The 15,842-nt window shown below is 67.4% G+C and carries 10 protein-coding genes; 3 read left to right on the top strand and 7 right to left on the bottom strand.

From position 1 onward, the window contains the following. Window positions 1-43: 43 nt before the first annotated feature. The 6 genes from mobF to HWX07_RS18725 all read right to left on the bottom strand — a co-directional run bounded on the left by mobF (window position 44) and on the right by HWX07_RS18725 (window position 10,462). Window positions 44-3,442: a MobF family relaxase gene (gene mobF, locus HWX07_RS18750; RefSeq protein WP_175877298.1), complete on the bottom strand. Its 3,399-nt coding sequence runs from the start codon at window positions 3,440-3,442 to the stop codon at window positions 44-46. Between the two features lie 133 nt (window positions 3,443-3,575). After that, a complete protein-coding gene (locus tag HWX07_RS18745; RefSeq protein ID WP_069744993.1) occupies window positions 3,576-3,944 on the bottom strand; it encodes a hypothetical protein in 369 nt (122 codons plus the stop codon). An 89-nt stretch (window positions 3,945-4,033) separates the two neighbouring features. Further along, window positions 4,034-6,571: a type IV secretion system DNA-binding domain-containing protein gene (locus tag HWX07_RS18740; RefSeq protein WP_069744992.1), complete on the bottom strand. Its 2,538-nt coding sequence runs from the start codon at window positions 6,569-6,571 to the stop codon at window positions 4,034-4,036. Between the two features lie 258 nt (window positions 6,572-6,829). Further along, a complete protein-coding gene (locus HWX07_RS18735; RefSeq protein WP_175877297.1) occupies window positions 6,830-7,279 on the bottom strand; it encodes a hypothetical protein in 450 nt (149 codons plus the stop codon). Window positions 7,280-7,355: 76 nt separating this feature from the next. After that, window positions 7,356-9,950 (bottom strand): TraM recognition domain-containing protein, encoded by a 2,595-nt coding sequence (locus HWX07_RS18730; protein WP_175877296.1) that lies wholly within the window; start codon window positions 9,948-9,950, stop codon window positions 7,356-7,358. Between the two features lie 26 nt (window positions 9,951-9,976). After that, the gene (locus tag HWX07_RS18725) at window positions 9,977-10,462 is read right to left on the bottom strand and encodes a hypothetical protein (protein WP_175877295.1); all 486 of its coding nucleotides are present in this window, start codon (window positions 10,460-10,462) and stop codon (window positions 9,977-9,979) included. 1,893 nt (window positions 10,463-12,355) lie between these two features. On the opposite strand from HWX07_RS18725, the gene HWX07_RS18720 reads away from it, so the two are divergent. Genes HWX07_RS18720 through HWX07_RS18710 form a run of 3 tightly spaced genes read left to right on the top strand, consistent with a single transcriptional unit; the run spans window position 12,356 to window position 14,858 of the window. Beyond that, on the top strand, window positions 12,356-12,589 hold the full coding sequence (locus HWX07_RS18720) for a hypothetical protein (protein WP_175877294.1): 234 nt from the start codon (window positions 12,356-12,358) through the stop codon (window positions 12,587-12,589). Between the two features lie 2 nt (window positions 12,590-12,591). Beyond that, the gene (locus HWX07_RS18715; RefSeq protein WP_175877293.1) at window positions 12,592-14,130 is read left to right on the top strand and encodes an HNH endonuclease; all 1,539 of its coding nucleotides are present in this window, start codon (window positions 12,592-12,594) and stop codon (window positions 14,128-14,130) included. After that, window positions 14,127-14,858 carry a hypothetical protein gene (locus tag HWX07_RS18710; protein WP_175877292.1) on the top strand — a complete coding sequence of 244 codons (732 nt, stop codon included), beginning with the start codon at window positions 14,127-14,129 and terminating at the stop codon, window positions 14,856-14,858. The genes HWX07_RS18715 and HWX07_RS18710 overlap by 4 nt, the downstream gene beginning before the upstream one ends. Before the next feature lie 165 nt (window positions 14,859-15,023). Here HWX07_RS18710 and HWX07_RS18705 read toward each other — a convergent pair whose 3' ends face one another. Next, window positions 15,024-15,458 carry a hypothetical protein gene (locus HWX07_RS18705; protein ID WP_175877291.1) on the bottom strand — a complete coding sequence of 145 codons (435 nt, stop codon included), beginning with the start codon at window positions 15,456-15,458 and terminating at the stop codon, window positions 15,024-15,026. Window positions 15,459-15,842: the final 384 nt, after the last annotated feature.

Raw genomic sequence — 15,842 nt, 5'->3', positions numbered from 1 at the left:
GACAAAGGCCCGGGTAACCGGGCCTTTTGCATGGGGCGGACGATCAGCGGGAACGCCCGTAGTCGTACTCGTAATCGCGCTCCCGGCGCAGGCTGCGTTCCGCTTCCAGCTTGCGCTGCTGCTCCTGCGCCGGCGTCGGCGGGAGCGCGCGGGTCGCCGCCTGCTGCGCCGCCTGCTCCGCTGCGCGCTTCGCCACCGCCTGGGCCTCCGCCTTCTGCCGTGCCTCGTACGCGGCCCGTGCCGCCGCCTTGCGGGCGTTGAGCTGGGTCATGGACGCCACGAACCCGCTCTGCGCCTGCGTTGCCGTCGCCTCGCGCTCGTTCACCGCAGCACGGGCGCGCAGGTCCGCCGCGTGCTGCGGGTCGCCGGCCAGCCGACGGCGCGACGCTTCCTCGCTCTCCGCCGCCTGGGCGATGCCACGGGCCTTCAGCGCCTCGCGTTCCTCGGTTCGGGACGTGGCCAGCTCGGCCTCCAGGTGAGCGGGGATCTTGATCGGTTCGAGACGACGGGACGCCCCGCGCTGCTGCGGGCGGATCTCCTTCGCCTCCTCGCGGGTGATCTGCTTCACGTCCATGGTGGTGACGTTCAGCGCCTGCTCAGTGAGGGCTTGGGCGATCCCGCCGCGGCGGGTGCCGTCCTCGTCGATGGTGCCCAGCAGATCCTCATCGACGCCATACATGCCGTACTCGTCCTTCATCCGGGTCATCGCCACCAGCGCCGACTGGTTGTTGACCATGTGCAAACCGCCCGGACCCACGTAGTGCATGGTCTTCGGAATCGACTGGCCCTGGGATTTGTGAACGGTGCCAGCGTACGCCAGCTCCAGGTCCGGCATGTCCTTGGTGTCGAACGAGACGTACCGGCCGTTCTGCTCAGCGATTTCGCTGACCAGACGAACGGTGATGAGGTGGCTGGCCCCATCGTCGGACTTGCGGAGCTGCGTGATGATCCCGCCCTCGCCGTTCGACACGCCCAGGTCGTCGTGCTTTTCGCTGAACACCACCTTGTCCCCGGTGGCCAGCATCACCTGACGCCACTCGTCGTTGACGATCAGCCGTACGCGATGGTCCTCGCCCAGGAGCCCCCGCTCCTTGAATCCCTGCCGGATGTCTTCATTCACCTGCTGTACCTCACGGTTGGTCCCGCAGATCACCAACGTCTGCGCGTAGTCCCGGTTGAACTCGTTGAACTGGGTGGTGTCGACCCACACCGTGTGCTTCTTCTGGTTCAGGTCGGCGGGGGTGACCTCCACCTCGATCAGGAACCCCTCACCGTTCTCGTTCAGCTCCATGGCCTTCACCACGCCGGTGTCGTTGGCGTGGATGCCCAGGGTCTTGTCCCCCGCCATGAACACCAGCTTGTCGCGCACGGACATGTCCACGTCGCGCAGCTCACCGCCCACCATGAGCTTGACGGTTTCGGGCTCGCCCAGGCCCTCGGTCTTGAAGTAGTCGCGCACCAGCAGGGCCCGCGCCTCGGGCTCGGTCTCCGCCGTGCGGATGTGGCCGTTGGCCAGGTAGCGATCGAAAATCTTCTGGCCGTCGCGCTCGTCGTACAGCATGTTGGCCGTTACCCGGTCGCGCTCCTCGCGCTGCCGGCGGATCTCCTTGAGCGCGTGGTCCTGAATCCGCGCCTGCATGATCCGGAAGCCCGACCCGGCGCCCACCGGCTGCAACTGCAGGTGATCGCCCATGAGCACCAGCTTGGCCCCGGCCTTGTCGCACAAGTCCTGCATTTCCGCGATGCTCTGGGAGGTCTGCATGCCGGCCTCGTCGATGATCAGCATGGTCTTGCTGTCCAGCGGGAGCTTGCCGTTCTTGATCCGGTGCAGGGTCGTGCGGGTCGAGTAGCTCTCCACCCCGCTCTCGCTCTGCAGCTTCTTGGCCGCCTTCCAGGATTCGGACACGCCGATGAGCTTGCCCCCGGCCTCCTCCCACGTGATCTTGGTCGCGATGAAGGACGTGGTCTTGCCCGTGCCCGCGCGGCCCGAGATGATCGCGTTGCCACCGGTGTCCGAGCAGATGTAGCGAACGCTGCCCTCCTGCTCGGCGTTCAGTTTCAGGTGCGGGTTCTTCTGCTGGAACTTGGCCAGGCCGGCGTCGACCTGCTCCTTGGTCAGGCGGATCGACTGCTCGTCCGCACGCGCCGCGGCCTTCTTGATGATCCCAGCCTCCAGGTCCACCATGGCCTGGGAGGCGTACCGCGCCACGCCGGTCTTCGGGTCGTGCTCGAACGCCAGGACGCGCTTCGCGTCGTCCAGGATGGCGTTGGTCTTCTCGAGCACGCCGCGCATGTCCATCCGGCCCACGTATTCGAACGCGACCTGCTTCATCAGCTCGTAGCGGGTGAACAGGGACGACGCCACGTGGACGGTCTTGAGGATCTCGTCGTCCGACTTCGGGGTCATGTCCTGCTGCTTCTCCTGGCCCTTCACCGGCTCCATGTCCTTGTGGCCCAGGTTCGACACGACCTCCGGGTTCTTCAACGCAGCCACGGACTGGTAGGCGTTCGGGTTCCGCTGCCGGCGCTCCTCAAACTCCCGCTTCCAGATTTCCCGCAGCTCCTGGATGGACGGCTCGTCCTTGTCCTTGCGGGTGCGCTCGGCGGCCTGGTCCTCGGTGACCTCGGGATGGGCCTCCATGTACGCCAGGATGTCCATGCGGCGCTTGCTGTGCGCGTTGCGGCTTTCCTCGTCGATCCCCGCCACACGGAAGAATACGTCACCGGTCTCGCGACCTTTCGCGTTGAGCTGGATGTGCTTGTTGACCTGGTAGCCCAGCTCCTGGATCTCGTGCGCGAGCTGGTTGCGGTAGATGGCGCCGGCCGCGTGCTTGATCGCCATCAGGGTGCTGTTCTCGAACGTGGTCACCCGTTCCTTCCCGTCGGGGCCGATCGAGTGCACCATGTTCATGACAATGTAGTGCGAGTGAAGGTTCGGGTCGAGGTCGCGGTTCGAGTAATGCGTGACCTCGGCCGCGATCATGCCGACGTTGCGGACGATCTCATTGCCCTGCGCCCCAACCCGTGCGTACAGCTCGGATTCCACGAACTTGATCATCATCCGTGCTGCGTGCTTGTGCGCCTGGATGATCGCTTCCCGCTCCTCCGGCGTGTTCGTCGGGTCCGCCATCAGCATGGAGACCGTCTTCTCCGCGGTGGCGCACATGTCGAACGCCGCACGACGGCCGCCACGGCCCACGTTCTGCACGCCCTTCGCCCCGTCCGGGAGCTTGCCGTTCAGCAGGTTCAGCAGCACCTCCTCACTCACCTCGCCCTTCAGCCCCAGCGCCTCCGCCCCCTTGCCCATCCAGGTCGTCTGGTTCTCGATCTTCCCCGTCACCTCGTTGACGTAATACCGGGCTTCCTTGGCCAGGAAATAGTTAATGATGTTGTTCCCGTTCTTATCGTGCCCTTTCGGGCTGAGCGCCATCATCGTGACCATGGTCCCCTCCTATATAGTATGTCTGTGCCCTGGCACGGATGGATCGAGCACCCGAGCCGTTGGGTTCGGATCCAGGTTACTGACGAAAATGAGGGCGTCAAGCGCCACCACGGGCGGGCCCGCGCCCACTGGTTCAGTCGGTCTCGGACGCCTCATCCCGGTGTTGCGCAGCGCGTTCGCGAATTTTCCGATCGGCGCGGATCGTGGCCCACGCCTCGGCCACGCGCTTCTTCCGGTCCCGCAACGCCCGAACGTCGCTCTCCAGAAATGCGTAGGTGAAGAATGCGATGACCAGGAGGGCCACGGACACCGGGGCTTGCCACCACCCGTGGCTGAGCCAGGCCATGATCACGCTCCACGCCGCAATGCTGACGATGCGCTGCACGTCGTCGGTATCGACCCCGTACTCCTGGTTCGGGTTGAACTCGACCACAAGGCTCGCCACGCTGAGAAGCAAGACGACGCCCAGAAGGAACAGGTTGATGAGATGCCAGGTGGCCATGGTCGCCTCCGTCGGTGGTTGGGATGTACCCAAACCTAGCGGGTCCCCCAGGCGCGTCAACCCCGCCCCCGGGGATTTTTCGACCCGCCTCAGAGCGAGCGCTCGGGCTCGTTCTCCGGGGCCTGCGTGCGCACCGACACCTGCCGGACGGTGGTGATCTGCTTCTTCGGCGCGACCACCGTCACCGTGCGGACCTCGCCGGTCTGGTTGTCGATCACGTTCTCCACGTTCTTCGCCGGGCCCTGCGCGCCCTCGGCGAGCTTCAAGCCTTCCAGGACCAGGTGCCCACCGGGGATCACCGCCTCCGCCACCTGGCCCGCGACCGCTTCGAGCAGGAGGGAGGCCGACTCGTCCATCTCGCCCGGGTCGTGCCAGTCGCCGCGGCGTTCCTGCTCCCGCTGCAGGTTCGCGGCGTCGACCATGGCGTGCTGGTACTCCTCGCTGTCGCGTTCGACGTCCACCTCCACGGTCTGCACCACCGTCTCCTTCTTCCGCTGCATTTCCAGCTCGTACAGCTCCATCGCGGACAGTGGGCGGTCGGCCAGAGTGGTGGTCGGGGGTTCTGCCACCGCCTCGGGTCCGTGCTTCGCCTCGTCCGCCGGCGCACCGTCCATCAGGCCGAACGATTCGAGCAGGTCCGCACCGCCAGACCCGCCAACGGGCGCGGGCACTTCCGCCGGAACCGGCTGCTTCTCGGTGACCTCGGGCCACCCCGCTTTCGGCGCGTAGTCCGTGAATGGGGCCACCTTCCCGCCGGTGAGCCAGGACGACAGTTTCAGGTCGAGCTTCACCGGAGCGCGGGGCACCACGTCGGACGGGGCGAACGGCCAGAGCAGGTGGTACAGGCCGTCCCCCAGCCGGACGATCGCACGCACGCCCTTGCGCCCCTGGGGGCCCATGCGTCGCTGCGAGGACAGGATGTCCGCCGACATCACGACGGCGTCGGCCTCTTCGTAGACGTCCTCCGTCGCCGGCTGCCCCTTCTTCGCCGCGGTGCCACGGATCAACCTCTGCACCCGCCGCTTCGGGAAGGTGTTGGTGATGTCCGCCGCCTGCGCGGGGTCTGCCGCCAGGCCGTAGATCTTCAACGCGGTGTTGCCCTGGATCCGCTTGAGCCCGTGCTCCCCGTAGATCTCGATCAGGGCACTCTCGGTCTGCGCGGCCAGAATGTGCTTCAGCCCGTAACTGCGGCCCATCTCCAACGCCTTGTAGATGCTCTCGACCTTGCCCATCGCCGCGAACTCGTCGAGGAACACGATCAGGTTGCGGGCCGCCTTACCGCCCTGGCCAGTGCCCAGGTCCATCACCGCGTCGGTGACGAACGCGTGCATCGCCCGGATGTAGCCCTGGGCCATGTCGCTGTACCGCTGGTTGTTCCGCAGGACGATGGTCCGAACACCGTTGTAGCCCGGCTTGTCCATCCCCTTCACGTAGCGCAGCAGGGACACGCGTCGACGCTTCGGTTCGCCCGGCAGCTCGTCGCCCCAGGCCTGACCCATTGCGATGATGGGCTGCGCGAAGTTGCGCATGGTGATTTCAAACGACTTGATGGTGGCCGAGCGCTCGAAGTCTTCGATGATGGCCGCCACCATGGGGTCGTACTTCAATGCCCACTCGTAGATCTGCTTCATCGGGGCCTGCACGCGTTGCGCCAAGTGGCCCCAGTGCCATGCCGGCGGCGCCTCCAGCCCGCGCGCCCGCGCTTCACGCCGCGCCTGACGGTACTCGTGGATCAGGGACAGCACCACCACCCGCAGAACGCCGCGCGCACCGTTCGACCACATCGGGTCCTTCGACTCCGGGATCTGCGCGATGGCGAACGACACGGCGTCCTGGTCGGTGCGCAGGTCATCGCCGATGGCCCAGGCCGCGTCGCCCTTGTTGAACATGCCGATGATCGCGATCTCGCGCGACCGCCCGCCGAGCATCTTGTTCAGTTGCTCGAACACGAACGACAGGTCGCCCTTGACGTCCACCACCAGCAGGTGATGGCGGCCCTCCATCGCTGCCCGGAACAACCAGGTGAGCATCGCCGTCTTACCGGCACCCGCCGAGCCCAGCACCATCATGGATTTGGCCCAGATCGACTCCGATAAGGCGGGCAGTCCCGGGTGAACCGGGAGGAACCCCTCCGCGCCCTCGCCGTTCAACTCATGGACGGCCAGCGTCGCCTTCGCCATGGCATCCTTGCCGCCGTGGTACTCCATGCCGGACAGGTGCTTGGTGTCGCAATGGAGCACCGCCATCTTGTTCACCAGCGCGGCGAACACGCCAGCGGCCGGCAAGGTGGCGAGCAGCATCTTCCCTTTGATGAGCCACCAGTTCAGTTGGTCGAGCGCTGCCTGGTAGGCGGCAACGTCCGCCGCGAACGGGCGACGCTTCCACATGAACGCGTGGGCGGCGGTTTTCAGCCAGTAGACCGCGTGCTCCCCGAGCCCCATGTGGGAGACACCGCCCAGCAGGCCGGTGTGCCCCGCTACCGCCCACTCGAGCGCGACGGTGCCGCTCCAGGTTGCCGCGGCTGCGAGAGCGCCCAGCGTGAACGCGGGACCCAGCAGGCGGTACGGTTGGTCCGATGGCAACCAGCGCGGCACGTGGTTCCAAGCGTAGTGGACTGGCATGGCCATGCGGGCCTCCCCCGTGATCGATCGACCAACCCAGGGTATCGAGCGCGCCGCGTTACGCAAGTTACGCCCGGAGGCGGTGAAACCCCACCCGGTCGGGACCGGGCGATCCCGCTGACGCCCATGGGCCCGGGCCGAGCATCGGTCGCCGGAAACGGGCGTCAGCAGGGTTTTGAAACCGGCCCCCGCGCCGGGATGGGGTTGGGGGTGTCACGTGAGGGAGGTGTGCCCTGGCACGGATTCAGCCGTACCAAGGCGGGATCAGCGGAGTGCGAGGTAGCCGAGGGTCGCCACCAGCACGATCACCCCCATCGGGAGCGCGTAGCACCGCACCAGCAGGTGCGCCCAGCTCTCCTCCGCCTTGCGATCGGACGGTTCGGACACGTCCTGAACGGTCATCGGTTCGTCGTGGCGCCCCACCACGTCGCGCGGCAACGACCAGTAGCGCCACCGGGCCCGCCTGATCCGCACGTGGTCGTCGTGGCCCATCCAGTGCTCCTTGCCCATCGCGACGAACGCCCGGATCCGCACGACCGTCGACCGGGTCCGAATCGCGTTCAGCAGCAACGACGCGGTGGCCTTCCGGTTCCCCTCCGGCAAGGTGCCCAGTTGCACCGCCAGGTTGTGCTCCAGCTCAACCACCGACGGGCTCTCCCCCTCCGTCGGAACCTCGGACAGCCCCTCCTGCTCGCTGCTCTTCCACATGCCCATCGCAACACCTCTTGTACAGGTACGCTCCCGGGTCAAACCGGCAGGACGCGGGAGCGGGCGCCCTGCCGGTGGGTGGTCAGTCGTTGCCGTCGACCGGGTCGTCCAGCTCGGAAATGATCCGCTGAATGTCCTGGTCGTCCCGCGAGCCCACCCCGGCGTACCAGCTCGGCTTCTTCACCTTAGCAGGTGCCAGGGCACGGGGCGATTCCGCCGAAGCGGACGGTGCTGCTGCCGCACGGGCCGCCAGGGGACTGGCCACGGACGGGGTGCCGGGTTCGTCGAACGGATCGGGCTGGACCGCCGGCCGGACGTTCTGCACCGCCCCGACGCGCGGGAGCGGGTCCCAAGGCGGGTCGATCAGTTCCTCGACCGCTGCGGTGGCCGGCCCGCTTTCCGTCGAAGCGTCCGCCTGGTCGTCCGCCACCGGCTTCACCAGCGGCTTGGGTTGCGGTTCCGGCGTGTCGCTGGCGACGCCCTTGGTCAGCGTGATGCCGCCCACTCGGGCGAGCACCACGTCCGCCTCGTTCGACGCCGACCGCAGGTTGTCGAGCAGGTGCGCCACCACCTCGCCGGCGTGGTAGGGCACGTCGCACACGTGGTCGCACGCCCGGTGAATCGCCCAGTCGTCGTTCGCGCTGTGCCCGACGCCCACCACCACGAAGACCCCGCGCTCGCGCAGGGCTTCCAGGGCCGCCACGCTTTCCGGCGCGTTGTAGGTGTCGAACTGCCCGTTCTTCACGTCCCCACCTCCGCGCACGACCGCCACGATGTCGCCCTTGTTCGGGTACAGCGCGTCCAGCCGGTCCAGCGCCTCCGCCAGGTGGCCGCTGGCGTCGATGCCTTCCTTCGCCGCCTTCATCCGGACGGTGTCCGTGATCGTGTGGCCGCCCCGGGTCAACCGCTTCTTGAAGTCCAAGAACCCGTCCGAGTTGATCGCCGCCGTGGTCACGCAGAACACCCGGCCGGTGATTTCGTCCGTCGATTGGGGAACCCGGGTCTCCTCGATCGGCGCAACCGGAGCGGCGCTCGCCGCACGCATCAGCGTCGGCCGGGCCATGATCTCCTGCATGACGGTGTACCGCATGTGCGGGAACCGGGAGGTGCCGATCTCCACCAGGCCCGACCAGGTGTCGCCGCCGTTCATGGACGCGCTGGCGAAGTAGACGAACGCCTCGCGGCCCGTGCGGGTCACCAGGTGCTCGCGCACGGTGGTCGCCGCGCGCCCGGCCAGGGTCTCGACGTAGTGCAGCGTGCGCTCGTCGATCGTCGGCAGGCACACAACGTTGCAGCAGTTCTGGACGAACGCCTCGACCGCGAAGTGGTTCTTGGCCTTGCCGTGCAGCGAGGTGATGCTCTGGGTCAGGACGATGTTGATGTGGCCGTAGCCCCGGGAAATGTCGATCCAGTTGGAGTCGTCCATGCTGGACCCGTCCGCCGTCAGGATCTTCTGGAACTCGTCGTGCAGCTCGCCGGTGAAACGGTCCACGCCGTAGACCAGGCGTTTGCCGTCCACCACCAGGGCGTCCCGGAAGTCCTGTGAGGCGCGGATGACGTCGTGGTATTGCATCCGCAGGATCTCGGCGACGAACAGGGCGGCCTCGCCGTAGGTGTGGGTGGGCATTTCCAGGACGATGAACTGCTGCTGTACGTACACCAGGTCGAACCAGTCGATCCCGGTGGCCACGTCCGCGCAGAAGGCCCGGCGAAGTTTCGGGTTCTCGTAGAACGGACGGGTGATGGTCAGCAGGCTGGCCACGTGCCAGGCGTACTGCTCGAAAATCTTGGCGTCGTCCGTCGTCACCATCGAAACCTTGGTCGGGGGCGCGCTGCCCACCTGCGTGATGATGTCGGTGGTCTTGCCCTTCTTCGCCGACGGGTCCTTGGCGAAGTGCAGCATGGAGAACACGTAGGCCCCGGTCTCCCGGGAGCGCAGCGCCGCCAGCGTGTCCTCCGCCGCGTCCCGCTGCTCCTGCGTGGTGTAGAGCGCCTGGAACCGGTGGGCCAGCTTGTAGCGCGCCACGAACTTCAACGGCTCGTTGAGGTAGTGGAACAGGTCCGCCAGGGTGGGCTCCCGTCGTTCAACGTGGCGGATGAACCGTGCGATCAGCACCGCGTCGGTCACGCCCTCGCTCCCCCAGTAAGCCTCGCCGCCCTTCACCTTCGAGCTGTACAACGTCAGAAAATCCCGCAGCTTCTGATCGGACCAGCCCGCCAGCAGGTTGCACGGCATGGTGTCGCTGGCCGGACCCAGGATCACGGTGCGGTCCAGGCGCCGGCAGACGTTCGCGTAGTCGCCCTTCACCACGTCGGTCACGAGCATCGCCACGCGTGCGTCGTGCAGCCGCTTGAGCAACGGGATGCCCGCGCCCGTGGTCTTGCCCGTCCCGGTTCCGCCCAAGACCGCGACCGAGGTGGTCGCGTCGCGGAACGTCAGGAGGAGTTCGACCGGCGGGGCCTTCCCGTCCGCCGATCCCGGCTTGGTGTACGCCAGGAGCACCTGACCCGCCAGCGGCTTGGTCAGGTCGATCTCGGTGGGAACGACAAAGGGTGCCAGGGCACGGTCTTCCGCCAACGGAGCGGCGGGCTGGACGGGTTGGGGTTCTACTGCCTTCGGGGGCTGGGCTCTGGGAACGCCCAGCATCTTGAGTACCGCCAGTGCGATCGTCTTCACGTGTCTCCTCCGTGATGTCGCTGGGGTTAGGCCTTGGCGGCCAGGGCCTTCTGGATCGCAACCAACGTGTCGTTGATCGCCTTGAACTTCGCGTCGATCTTCTCGATCTCCGCCACGACGGTGTTGGACAGGTTTTCGACTTTGAGCTGCAGCTTGGCCCGAGCGTCCCGTTCGGAACGGCCGGTGTCGCTCAACGCCGCGCGGACGCTTTCCTCGGTCTTCGAGGAAACGGCATCGGACATCAGCGGGACCGCCCCCTCGATCGTGTGGGTCACAACGTCCAGCAGCTCTCCGCGCAACCCTTCGAGTTGGTCGCGACCGTCGAGGTAGCCGAAGAGCAGGTCGCGCAACAGACGGTTTGTGCTGTCGAATCCGGCCGCCTGGCGCTCCTCCTCGACACGTGCGGCCTCCGCGTTGGAGACGTAGATGCCGAGGGTCTTGCCGTTGCGCGTCGCGCTGCGATCGCTCTGGCTGTTTTCAGCGAGGCTTCGGACGGTGCGGGTGCGAGGCATGTTGGGCGCTCCTGTTGGAAGTGGTGATGACCCAACATGGCAGGTCCCAGCCGTTTGTCCAGCGTTTGGCGAAACCAGCCGACGAACGGTCGACTTGCATAAGCACCTTATGCAGATTGAGCCTTGCTGGACGGGGCTTGACGGGGTGCTGTGCGCATTTTGCTTATGCGTTGCATAAGCAGCCGAGCCAAGCCCAGCAAGGCGATGGCGGTGGTTTTGGGGGTAGGTTCTTAAACACCAACGGTGCGAAGGGTGTGTCGTTGCAGGATTTGCGCAGTCTCTCCCCCGAGTACGTCTTCACGTTTTTCCACTCGAGGAGGAGTGACGTCGCAATCCCCGCAACCAGAGTGCTCCGCACGACGCTTCACCGCTTTTCCGCTCTCGCAGTACCACCTCGCTTTCCCCCCCAGCGCACGTCCTCGCCCTACCTGTGCGCTCCGCTGTCCCTGTGCCCGTCCTTTCCTCTCGCACCAGGGACAGCCTCCTTCCCGAGGTGTTCGCCGTTCGGTGTCGCCTTCAGCGTTCGGACCCGCCCCTGCCTCTCGGACGAACGCCCGCCGTTGGGGTGCGCCGTTGCTGTACCGGGGAGCGTTGCTTCGCTGCCCGGTGGGGGTGCCCGTCGCCGTGCGGTACGGAACGCCCCGCGTGACGCCGACGCGGTACGACGGTGGGGGTCCGGTGTTGCCGTGCGCCGTTGCCTGGACGTACCGGTGCGCGCGCAGCGTGCAGCGCGACCCTGCCTCACCGGGTCGTGGCGACGCGTCGCCGGGTCCAGGCGGACGTTACGGTGTTGGGGTTGCTCGCGTCAGCGAGGGGGTCCGCCTTCGCCTGTCCGGGGTTCGGGTGCGTCGCTCCGCGTGTACGTACACCGGACGCTCGCGCCCCGCAGCGCCCCCGGGTCATGCCCCTGTGCCCGGTATGACGCTGGCATTCGCACCAACGCAACGCGTGGTCGGGTCGTGCGGTGAGACCTGGGGTTGGTCGAACCGCGAGCGCGCGCAGCGCACCCGGTCACGCCCCGTTGACCGGTATGACATGTGCATTGGCACGGGTAAGCCTGCACCCCGTCCGCCGCCCGACCCTCGCCTTGCGTCACCCTGTCCAGGCGTGCGCACGCACGACCGGGACGCGCCCTCGGTGCGGTACGACGGTGCGGGTTCCGTGGGTCGCCGTACCCCGGGGAGCCTCGCCGTCGCCTTGGGGTCGAACGTCTGCCCGGTGGTGGTGGTCGAGCGTGCGTGGTCGCGGAGCGGCACCGTCAGCGCGGACATGAGGCGTCAACCCGACCGGTACCCGAGCCCCGCCAGGGGCCGGGAACCGGGAGGAGTTGCGCCGTCCGCGCAGGTGCCGCGAAGCGAACGCACGTCCCCCGCCCGCGCAGCGGTGCCGGTGATGCTGGACCAGGGACGGCGTGGGTCCTGTGCCGTCCCGCTGAGGCAGTCCCGGTCGTGCGTGCGCGGGGTGCCCTCCTTCCCTTCCTTGCGCTCAACCGATCGCGCCCGGCGCGTCGAGCAGCGCCCGCCTGAGCTACCCCTCCACCCCCGATCCCTGGTACGACGCCACGGGCCAACCGCACGTCCGACCGTTCCCCCGGATGGAAGACCTTCACCTGGCCCGAGCCGTCGTGCCCCTGTACCTGTACAGCACCGTCCAACCGATCCGGGGTTCACCTTCCCCCCACGGTCGGAACCTTCAGCCCGCGCGGCGAGCGCGAACGTACGACCGATAGCCCGGCCGGCGAGGCCGGAGCGAAGCTCCAGGTGCCGTCCGGCGAACCCCGTGGAGGGGTGCCAGGGCACGTCCGTAGGACTTGCGCAAATCCTCGGCGCTGCTAGGTTGGGGTCATGCCGACGCCGCAGGCGTTGAGCCTCGACAACGAACCGGAGGAGACCCATGCCGTCGAAAAACCCTGAACGCCGAGCCGCCGTGTACGCCGATTGGGCCAAACGTGCGAAAGCCACCCATAAACGGCGTGGCCTCATGATCCCCCTGGACCTGGACGCGCTGCTGGTGACGTACGCGAAGCTGAACGGCATCAGCGTGCCGGACGCCATCGTCGAGGCATGCGAGCGTGTCCACGGTGCGGCCCTGCGCCGCGCTGCTCCTGTTGAATCCAGCGAGGCGTGACCATGGCGAGCTTGTTCAAGCGTCCCGCCACCCTGACCGCGTTCGACCACGACGACGGGTTCGACGAGCTGTACGACGTCGAGGACGGCCTGGGCCAAGAGGTCGACGTTCCGCCGGTCCAGGTGGTGCCCGGGTCGTTGCAAGACCTCCTGTTCTCCCAGCTTGTTGACGGCGTGCGCGCGTCCATGCGTCACACCGAGCCGTGGATGGTGCGGTACCTCGCGGACCAGCAGGACGGAGTGTGTGCCTATTGCGGCCTTACCCTGTCGGTCACGGGAAAGCGGATCGACGGTGCGCCGCGCGCCATGGCGGACCTGCTGGTGCCGCTGGCCCTGGGCGGGTCCGCGCTGGAGGAGAACCGGGTGCTCTGTTGCGCGGAATGCCAGAACGCCAAGGGCGGCATGGACTGGCTGGGGTTCGGTCGCGCGACCGCCCCGGCCAAACTGCTGGCCCGCCGTCGCGAAGCCCTGCTGGACGCGGCCAACCACGTGCTGCCCCTGTCGGTGAAGGGGAAGGTTGCCGCGATGGACGTGCTGGAGCGGCGTTGGGCCTTCCCTCGGTTCCGTGTCCTGGCCCAGGTGTTCGGGGAGGTCGGGTACTTCGGCTGGGACCTGCGCGGTCTGCCGAACGAGCGGAGCGGTGAGGTCCGGGCCCGCCTGCGATTCCAGTTCGGCGGGCGCGACCTGTCGCAAGGTCGGTTCGCGCTGTACGAGGTGCCCGTCGCCCGGTGGTTCGAGGCGGCCTGGTCGTTGGTGGAGGAAAACGCGGTGCTGGTCCGTCCGTCCATGACCGATCGTGAGCGGGCCGCCTTCCCTCCCTTCAGCCCCTTGCATCTCGACCCCGAGGCCCGGGCCAGCCTGGCGGACGACGGGTGGGCGGAGCACTACGAGCGGTGGCACGTGCTGCTCACGGGCGACCGGTGGGTGCAGGAGGCGCGACGCGTCGCCCGGTGGTCGGTGCAGGCGAAGCCTGGTCAGCGGGTGGCCCAGGCGAAGCAACGCCAGGTGCTGCGCGAGAAGCCGCTTGCCGATGCCCTCGCCCGCCTCGCCGCCAACCTGGACGATCTGCGCACCGGCAAGCGTTCGATGGCCCCGGTCCCTGGCGAGCGTACGGGGCTGGCCCCCGGTGCGGACCTGATGGGTGCCGGTTCGTCGGTCGTCATGGGGTCGCCCGATGGTTCGACCGTCTTGGGTCCCCGCCCGTCGAATCCGGCCCGGGCCCAGCGTCACGACCGGATGGTGGCGCGGCACGCCGCGTTCCGTGATGCCCTGCGTGCGGGGAAGCCTGTGCCCCCGCGCGAGGTCAAACCGGTGGCCCCGGTCGAGGTGGAGCCCCCGCGCGCTCCGTTGCCCCGGGACGTGCAGGACCGCCTGGTGGCGATGCGGGAGCGGTTGACCGCCCGGTTGAGCACGACCACCCCGACGACGAGCACCGCGGCCACGGGCCGGACGGGCGATGCGCGAGCGGGTGGTGCTCCCTGGGGTGCGGTCGAACCGGGTGTGCGTGTTGAGGGTGTTGCCGACCATGGAGGTACTGCATGAGCACGACGAGCACGAAAGCGAAACGCCGTCCGATTCACCTGCTTGAACGGACTCTGGACCCCCACTTCTACATTTTCCGCTGGCTCGATGACCTGGCTGGCCGCCGTCTGCCGCACAACGATGTGTTCGTGCCGGAATGGGTCGAGGACGTGTCGTGGCTCCAGCCGTCGACGTTTCCCGGTGGTGGTTCGAACCGTGGCCCGGGCGATGGGGAACCGGCGGAGCCGTTCCGGGTGGCGTTCTACTTCACGGTGCCCAGCGAGCGTTGGTCCGCCCTGTTGGTCCGGGGTTCCGCCGACGGGATGGACGTGGTGGAAGCGATGGAGGCGGACATCGCCGAGCATGCGGCCGACCCGGAGTACGACCGGCGGACGTTGGCCCGGGAGCGCCTGCAGGTCCGCACCATGCGCAAGCACGGCCTGGTGACGCACGAGGAGCTGCACGCCCAGCGGACCTGCCTGCTCGATGGGACGTTCGCGCAGCGGTCCCAGCTCGGGAAGTACCGGGTGTTCCGGTCGAACCGTGTTGAGGTCGAGGCGTTCGCAGACATGCTCGCCTCGGAGGCGGACTGGCTCATCGTCCCGGTCCTGCCCGCGTTCTCCTGGAAGCGGGACGGGGTGGAGTTCCCGGTGGACGATCCGCGCTACGCGGCCCCCATGGTGCACGCGGTGACCCGAACGCCGTGCCCGTGGCAACCGGTTCAGCAGGAGCGGTGCGTGTTCGTGTGATCAGGGCAGCAGTTCCATGTGAAAAGCGGCGCCATCAGGCGCCGCTTTACCTCCTCCCTCCCCTTTTTCCCTTCGATGTTGTCAGGGCCCCGCCTCCCCCGAGGCCCTGCTCCTCCTGCTGTTGTCGGTCCAGGGTTGTAGCCCTGAGCTTGTGCGGCTCGCTGATCAGGCGGCCAGGGCCATGGTCCGGTTGCGCGCCAGGGCGTCGTTCACCGCCTTGCTGTTCAGCTTCACCAGGCGGTCGAGCGTCGAGACGTTCTTGCTGTTCGTGTGGCCCAGGTTCAGCTTATCGCTCGCGCTCAGGAGCATGACCATGAACTTCTCGCTCACCACCCCCACGGCCTTGTCCAGCACGGTGTCACCGTTGGCGTCCACGGTGTTCAGGAGCTTGGTCTTGCTGCCGCTGAGCATGATGATCGCCGCGGCGGCCTTCATGCAGTTGCGGGCCACCGCCACGTCGAGCCAGGTGTCCCCGTTCAGGTTGAGGCCGGTCACGTCCAGCCCGTCCTTTGCCAGGCGGCGGATGTCGCGTGCGTCGTCGAGGATGACGGCGGCCATCATGCGGCTGTTCAGCTTCGAGGTGAGGGTCAGGGTGTTCATGGTGTTGCTCCTGCAGGTGGTGGGTCGGCGGTTTGTTCGCGTTCCCTATACTTCCAATATACAAAATGGCTCAGACTGGTCAACTGTTTGAGACGCCCGTTTGCAAGTATTTTCTGACTTTCGGACGAACGGTCGACCCTCGGCGACGAGCGGTCGAACTGAGGTGCCATGGCATGGATTGCGATGGCGCGGGGTGAGGTCTGGTGGTGATGCTGGTGCTGGTGTGGTGATGCTGGCCCATGCGTGGATGGACCCTGTCCCGTGAACACCTCCACCCGGTCGCATCCGCTCACTCGACCCTTCGGGCCCTGGCCACGGGCCGACGCATCGCCTGCTGTCCCAACGTCGACCTGCTCCATCCCTGGCCCCGGTGTTCCCGCCACC

Origin of the sequence: Burkholderia sp. BCC0097, assembly GCF_902832985.1 — a bacterium.
In the GTDB taxonomy this organism is placed as follows: domain Bacteria; phylum Pseudomonadota; class Gammaproteobacteria; order Burkholderiales; family Burkholderiaceae; genus Burkholderia; species Burkholderia orbicola.
This window is presented reverse-complemented; position numbering and strand designations above follow the sequence as displayed.

Bases quoted from the DNA above. Each gene is read 5' to 3' on its own strand.
- HWX07_RS18740 (WP_069744992.1), bottom strand. From the start codon at position 6,571: ATGGCCATGCCAGTCCACTACGCTTGGAACCACGTGCCGCGCTGGTTG.
- HWX07_RS18720 (WP_175877294.1), top strand. From the start codon at position 12,356: ATGCCGTCGAAAAACCCTGAACGCCGAGCCGCCGTGTACGCCGATTGG.
- HWX07_RS18745 (WP_069744993.1), bottom strand. From the start codon at position 3,944: ATGGCCACCTGGCATCTCATCAACCTGTTCCTTCTGGGCGTCGTCTTG.
- mobF (WP_175877298.1), bottom strand. From the start codon at position 3,442: ATGGTCACGATGATGGCGCTCAGCCCGAAAGGGCACGATAAGAACGGG.
- HWX07_RS18715 (WP_175877293.1), top strand. From the start codon at position 12,592: ATGGCGAGCTTGTTCAAGCGTCCCGCCACCCTGACCGCGTTCGACCAC.
- HWX07_RS18735 (WP_175877297.1), bottom strand. From the start codon at position 7,279: ATGGGCATGTGGAAGAGCAGCGAGCAGGAGGGGCTGTCCGAGGTTCCG.
- HWX07_RS18710 (WP_175877292.1), top strand. From the start codon at position 14,127: ATGAGCACGACGAGCACGAAAGCGAAACGCCGTCCGATTCACCTGCTT.
- HWX07_RS18705 (WP_175877291.1), bottom strand. From the start codon at position 15,458: ATGAACACCCTGACCCTCACCTCGAAGCTGAACAGCCGCATGATGGCC.
- HWX07_RS18725 (WP_175877295.1), bottom strand. From the start codon at position 10,462: ATGCCTCGCACCCGCACCGTCCGAAGCCTCGCTGAAAACAGCCAGAGC.